Origin of the sequence: Sphingobacterium sp. Ag1, from assembly GCF_000988325.1 — a bacterium.
In the GTDB taxonomy this organism is placed as follows: domain Bacteria; phylum Bacteroidota; class Bacteroidia; order Sphingobacteriales; family Sphingobacteriaceae; genus Sphingobacterium.
The window spans coordinates 1,027,228-1,033,729 of sequence record NZ_LBGU01000044.1; the positions used below are offsets into that span (position 1 = coordinate 1,027,228).

Genomic DNA, 6,502 nt, shown 5'->3' on the forward strand with positions numbered 1-6,502 from the left:
GTAACCATGAGAAAAAAAATAATATTTAGTTTGGCACTCGCTGTTTTAGGTATACATGTCGGTGCTCAAACAAAGGCTATTGTACCTGTTCCATCGGTACGGCCCAATGCATATCAACGGGCGCAGATTGACCGAAAATATGGCATGTTCGTTCATTTTGGCATGAATACATTTCATGATCAGGAGTGGACAGACGGATCTAAACCCGCCAGCACATATGCTCCATCAGCAATTGAGGTTAAACAATGGGTTTCGACAGCAAAGGAAGCCGGGATGAAGTACATGATTTTGGTAACGAAACACCACGAGGGTTTTTGTTTATGGGATAGCAAGTATACGGATTATGATGTAGCGAACTCTTCGAACGCAACAAATGTTGTACTGGAGCTGGCTAAAGAATGCGCCAAACAGGGAATGCGACTCGGCTTGTATTATTCTTTATGGGACCGAAAGCAGAACCCCAATGTTAAAGACAGGTCTGCAGATGCAGCCTATAATCAATATATGTTGAACCAGCTCAGTGAGCTGGTGGATATGACCAAAAAGTATACGGATATCGTTGAGCTTTGGCTGGATGGAGGCTGGGAAAAAGAGAATTATCGATGGCCCACGCAGGAGATCTATAATTTAATCAAGAAAAAGGTTCCTGGATGTCAAATTGGTATAAACTGGAGCATCGGATCGCCTGAGAATACGGACAAACACATTGTTTTGCCGAAAGACCAGCAGAATTATTACCCAATACGTTATTTTCCAAGTGACTTTAGGCTAGGCGACCCTTATCTTCCGGTCGATCCTGACCCTAAGCTTTTTATGGCACAGGGGAATACCTATTATATGCCTTTTGAGACAACAGTGGTACTTGGAGAACGCTGGTTCTATAATACCACAGACAAGAAGTATAAGCCTTTGGAAGAGCTTGCGGGGATCTATCAGACGGCAACTGCGCAAGACAATATCTTGATCTTAAACGTTGGTCCCAATCGAATGGGACGCATAAAGGATTCGGATGTTGACATTTTACGCAAATTAAAAGAGAGATTAAAGTTATAATTCAAAATAAATTAACCTAACTACTAAAAATAAGCACGTTACGATTTTATGATAAAGACGTTTGATATTCAGGATCGAAGATTTCCTTTGGCTACAGGTGCAGGCAGTGATGCGATACACAAAGATCCGATCTATTCCTATGCAGTGACCCGATTGGCCGATGATAAAGGGCGCGTTGGGACAGGTCTGGCTTTTACACTGGGTGCAGGGAACGAGCTGGTCTGTCGTGCCGCAGCTTTTTATGCCGAACGACTGAAAGGGATTCCAATTGAGGATCTTATGGCAGATTTTGGTCAATTGTTTAATAGGTTGAGCAATGAACAGCAATATCGTTGGTTGGGTCCCCATAAAGGGGTTGTTCATTTGGCCTTAGCTTCGGTAACAAATGCCTGTTTTGATCTTTGGGCTAAAACAAGAGGAGTTCCGCTTTGGAAACTGTTAACGGACCTCAGCGCCGAAGAGATTGTCAATACGCTGGATCTTTCCTATTTGGAAGATGAGTTGACAAAGGCGGAGGCCATCAGCTTACTGGAGTCAAATATGGCTACAGGTCATAAAAGAATGGGGATTATTGAAAAGGGCTATGTGGGCTATGATACGTCAGTAGGCTGGTTTAACTATTCTGATGAAAAGGTACGGGAGAATTGTAAGCGTGCTTTAGAAAACGGCTTCTCCGCAATGAAGCTCAAAGTGGGCAGTGAAGATCCCTTGCGGGATATTCGTCGTGCGCATATCGTGCGTGAGGTTGCTGGTGATGAAGCTAAAGTAATGCTCGACGCGAATCAGCAATGGACGCTGCCGCAGGCGCTATCCATCTGTCAAGAGCTTAAAGAGATGAACCCGTTTTGGGTAGAGGAGCCGACACACCCGGACGACATTGTTGGTCATAAACGCTTGGCCGAACACATTGCGCCGATAAAAGTTGCCATGGGTGAGCATGTGCCGAACCGCATTTTGTTTAAAAATTATCTTCAAATGGGTGCGACGGGATTTGTACAGGTCGATGCTGTTCGCGTTGGCGGCGTAAGCGAGTTTATATCCGTGAGTCTACTTTGTCGAAAATATAATATCCCTGTTGTACCACATGTTGGGGATATGGGGCAGCTCCATCAGCACCTGGTTTTATTTAACCACATAAGCTTGGGGCATGAGGCTTTGTTTTTGGAGCATATTCCGCATCTAAAGTCTCATTTTGTACATCCAGTGGCTATAGAGAATGGCGTTTATCGTACCCCAATGGATGTGGGAAGCAGTTGTGATTTGTTATAAGTTGACATTATGTTAGGAAATTTAGATTTAGGTATCACCATCTTTTATATACTGTTGATTTTAGTTGTCGGCGTATTGGCAGGATCGGCGCGATTTAAGAAAGTGAAGGAAACAAGCGCAGAGGGGTATTTTTTGGCTGGAAAGACGCTCCGTTGGCCAGCTATTGGACTAGCGCTTTTTGCAACCAATATTTCAACAGTCCATCTGGTCAGTTTGGCACAGAGCGGATTCGATACCGGTTTGCTTAATGGCAACTTTGAATGGATGGCGGCCTTTACTTTAATCTTACTGGCGCTTTTTTTTGTGCCATTTTACCTCAAGTCGGGTGTTGCCACCTTGCCCGACTTTCTGGAACGACGCTATGATCGTGCCAGCAGAGATTGGCTTACGTTTATCTCTATACTGTCGGCAATTGTTATTCATATCGCTTTTTCGATGTTGGCCGGAGGGATTGTGCTGCGCACACTTTTTGGATTTAATATGTATTTAAGTATTACAGTAATCTGTGTGATAACTGGAATATATACGATTTTGGGCGGATTGCGTGCTGTTGTGGTGACGGAATCTATACAGACAATTGTGTTGCTTGCGGGGGCTTTCATTATCAGTTTTGCGGCTTTTGACAAGATGGGCGGTTGGACGCCAATGAAAGCTGTACTGGAACAGGACAATGCTCTTGATCGTCTATCTATGCTTCGCAGTAGCAATGATGGAAGTGGAATGCCTTGGTATGCCGTTTTGTTTGGCTATCCGATTTTGGGTATTTGGTACTGGTGTGCCGATCAGACCATTGTTCAGCGTGTTTTAGGGGCGAAAGATGAAAACCATGGACGTGTGGGCGCTCTTTTTTGTGGTTTTCTAAAAATCTTGCCTGTTTTTATTTTTGTGCTTCCAGGCCTATTTGCGTATACCTTGTTTAGAACAGGTCAATTGGATTTAAGCAGTCTCGGCGTGGACCATCAAGGGCAGGTCAATTCAAAAGGCATCTATACACTTATGATTACACAACTTTTGCCTTCCGGATTGATCGGTGTTTTGGTCGCAGCGCTCCTGTCGGGTCTGATGAGTCAGATATCGGGTGCGCTAAATTCGATATCGACCATGGTGAGTTACGATATCTTTAGACAGCGGTTACCTACTGCTTCCGATGGTCAGTTGATTCGTACCGGGAAAATTGCTGCAGTTATTGCCATGGGATTTTCTTTGGCTCTTTTGCCACTATTGGATCGCTATGAGAGTATTTTCTACGGCATAAATGATGTGATAGCACACATTGCGCCACCAATAACCTGCGTATTTCTTTTAGGTGTGTTTTGGAAAGGGGCATCGGCAACAGCTGCAAAACTTACCTTGTGGATAGGTTCTGTTTTGGGGGTTGCCGTATTTTTACTGAACAAGCTGCTGCCTGACTCGTGGATAGGCCAGACTCCATTTATGATGATGGCTTTTTATCTGTTTTTGATCTGTATGGTACTTCAGGTATTACTATCGTATAAGTATCCCGTACAGCACACTGCACAAAGTCGGGATTTGTACTGGAAGAATCCCATGGACCCACTTCGGGGTAAAGCCTGGTCGGGTATCGGGAGTTACCGCATTTTGTCGACATTGCTACTCGCTATTGTCGTGATTTTATATGTAATTTTCAACTGATTTTTTAATTTGTTCCAATGCTTTGGAACTTGATGCTAAATACAAGAATAATAAAACGTGAAAACCTTAGAAGATAAAATCATATTGGTTACCGGAGGAAGTGCTGGTATCGGTTTGGAATGTGTAAAAGCCTATGTCAAAGCAGGGGCAAAGGTTGCCTTTGTTGGTCTCGATCAAGCATCTGTAGATGAAACAGCTGAACTGATCGGAGCACCACATATGGGCATCTGTGCGGATGTCACGCAGGCCAGGGATGTTGAATTAGCTATCCAAAAGACCGTTGCTATTTTTGGGCGGCTTGATGCAATCCATAACAATGCTGGCTTGGCAAGTCCATCAAAACCTTTGCATGAAACGACGGACGATGAATGGATAAGGTTACTGGATACCAACATGAAAAGTGTTCTTTTGACTACACGGTATGGCTACCCCCATTTAAAGGAATCTGTCGGTTGTATTCTAAATACGAGTAGCTTGGTAGGGGAAATAGGCCAGGAGAACCATGCGGCATATGCTGCCACAAAAGGGGCTATCAATGCGTTGACAAAATCGATGGCCATAGACTATGCGTCTGTCGGCATACGTGTCAATTCGGTTATGCCTGCAGCTGTTATGACACCCATGCTCAACAAATGGACACTGGAGCAAACACAGCCGACACAGGTTTTTGATTTTTTGAAAGATATTCATTTGCTTGGATACTGCCCTGAAGGTGATGTCATTGCTGATGCCTGTGTGTTTCTGCTGTCAAACCAAGCGCGCTTTATTACAGGGGTAAATCTACCTGTAAGTGGAGGTGCTGAGTTGGGCTACCGCAGAAATGTGTGACAGATTTTTTTATATTAACTATAATTAGCTTGCATTTGAAAAGCAATTTATCTAAGTTTGGCGCGCAGTTGTAGACTGCTTACAAATAATACATCAATCATGAGCCAGAAATTTATATATAATACCCGTTATCCTTCTGTTGAAGATCTAAAGATTAAAGCGAAGAAAAGGATTCCCAAATTTGCATTTGATTATTTGACCGGAGGAGCCAATGAAGAATTGAACCTTGCCAGAAATGAAAACGATTTTGATAATATTCTGTTGAAGCCTCAATATCTGCTTGCGAGTGAAGAAATAGACCTTTCGGTCGAACTATTCGGTCGCCGTTACAGTGCGCCTTTTGGGGTTTCGCCTATTGGACTTCAGGGATTGATGTGGCCGAATGCGCCAGAGATTCTTGCGAAAGCGGCTGCAAAAAATGATGTTCCTTATATTTTGAGTACTGTATCAACAAGTAGTATTGAACGTATTGCCGAGGTATCTGATGGGAAAGCGTGGTTCCAGCTCTATCATCCGACAGAAAACAGGTTGCGCGATGATATTATTCAACGTCTACAGGCTGTTGAATGTCCCGTATTGGTAGTTTTGGTCGATGTTCCTGCTTTTGGACTTCGTTATCGCGAAATAAAAAGCGGATTGTCTATGCCGCCTAAAATGAGTATCGCCAATATCTTGCAAACTTTTGCCTGCCCGACTTGGGGGATAGAAACATTAAGACATGGAATTCCTTCTTTTGCAACATTGAAGCCTTATATGGAAAAAGGTCTTGATTTAGCTCAGCTGGGACAGTTTATGAATAGAACATTTACCGGTAAGGTAGATGTTGAGAAAATTAAAGCTATTCGGGATCTTTGGAAAGGGCCATTGGTGCTTAAAGGGATTGCCACCGACGAAGATATGCAGGCTTCTATCGCATTGGGCGTGGATGGAGTCATTGTCTCAAATCATGGTGGACGACAGCTCGACGCAAGTGAATCTTCGATCAATTCATTGATCCATTTGGCGAGCAACCCAGAATATAAAAATAAGATAAAAATCATGTTAGATGGTGGTATTCGATCGGGAGTTGACCTAGCCCGCGCCCATGCGGTTGGATCGGATTTCAATTTTATGGGAAGACCATTTATGTATGGCGTTGGCGCATTGGGCAATGAAGGTGGGGAACATACAATCAATATGTTCAAGACACATTTGTATCAGGTTATGAAGCAATTGAGTCTTTCAAAGATTGAAGATTTGCCGCAACGACTACAGGCTGTCCTGTAACCGTTGTAGCAGGTCGAGTTTTCGATCCAGCGTTGAGGTGGGAATCAAACCTACCATAGAAAGAGAGCATGTCTCTTATGTTTGTATGAAGCAAATGTAGGAGACATGCTTTTTATTTTATAGTTTGACATAAAAGGTCGTTAGCTTTCACTTAATATGAAATTCTCGGATTAGATAATTGGCATGATTTCGCTTTTTCTCCTTTAAGTTCTATATACAGCAAACGGAAATCAGTCGGTGACTAAATTCGCTATTTGAACAGTGCTCGTTCAGGGCTTGTACAGTGCTCATTCAGTTCTTGTTGAGTGCTCGTTCAGTGCTTGCTCAGTGAAGACTGAATGAACAATGACTAATTACTGTCCAATTATTGATTAAATATTGTTGATTCATCACATTTGGCATGAGTATTTTTCCTTCATAATGCTTATCGTTA

5 protein-coding genes are annotated in these 6,502 nt (G+C 43.1%); all 5 read left to right on the forward strand.

Annotation, left to right across the window (positions count from 1 at the left end; all coding sequences use genetic code 11):
* Nucleotides 1-6: 6 nt before the first annotated feature.
* The 5 genes from AAW12_RS25225 (at nt 7) to AAW12_RS25245 (ending at nt 6,069) form a co-directional block, all read left to right on the forward strand.
* Entirely contained in the window at nt 7-1,053 is a 1,047-nt protein-coding gene (locus tag AAW12_RS25225; protein ID WP_046676331.1) for an alpha-L-fucosidase, read from the forward strand.
* 48 nt (nt 1,054-1,101) lie between these two features.
* Nucleotides 1,102-2,322, forward strand: a complete 1,221-nt coding sequence (locus tag AAW12_RS25230; RefSeq protein WP_046676332.1) for an enolase C-terminal domain-like protein — start codon at nt 1,102-1,104, stop codon at nt 2,320-2,322.
* 9 nt (nt 2,323-2,331) lie between these two features.
* Complete coding sequence (locus AAW12_RS25235; protein ID WP_046676333.1) at nt 2,332-3,975, forward strand: sodium:solute symporter; 1,644 nt, start codon at nt 2,332-2,334, stop codon at nt 3,973-3,975.
* Nucleotides 3,976-4,032: 57 nt separating this feature from the next.
* Nucleotides 4,033-4,803, forward strand: coding sequence for an SDR family NAD(P)-dependent oxidoreductase (locus AAW12_RS25240; RefSeq protein WP_046676334.1), 771 nt, complete (start codon nt 4,033-4,035; stop codon nt 4,801-4,803).
* 99 nt (nt 4,804-4,902) lie between these two features.
* Nucleotides 4,903-6,069: an alpha-hydroxy acid oxidase gene (locus AAW12_RS25245; protein WP_046676335.1), complete on the forward strand. Its 1,167-nt coding sequence runs from the start codon at nt 4,903-4,905 to the stop codon at nt 6,067-6,069.
* The last annotated feature ends 433 nt before the right edge of the window (nt 6,070-6,502 follow it).

Coding starts and splice junctions, on each gene's coding strand:
- AAW12_RS25225 (WP_046676331.1), top strand. CDS start 7: ATGAGAAAAAAAATAATATTTAGTTTGGCACTCGCTGTTTTAGGTATA.
- AAW12_RS25230 (WP_046676332.1), top strand. CDS start 1,102: ATGATAAAGACGTTTGATATTCAGGATCGAAGATTTCCTTTGGCTACA.
- AAW12_RS25235 (WP_046676333.1), top strand. CDS start 2,332: ATGTTAGGAAATTTAGATTTAGGTATCACCATCTTTTATATACTGTTG.
- AAW12_RS25245 (WP_046676335.1), top strand. CDS start 4,903: ATGAGCCAGAAATTTATATATAATACCCGTTATCCTTCTGTTGAAGAT.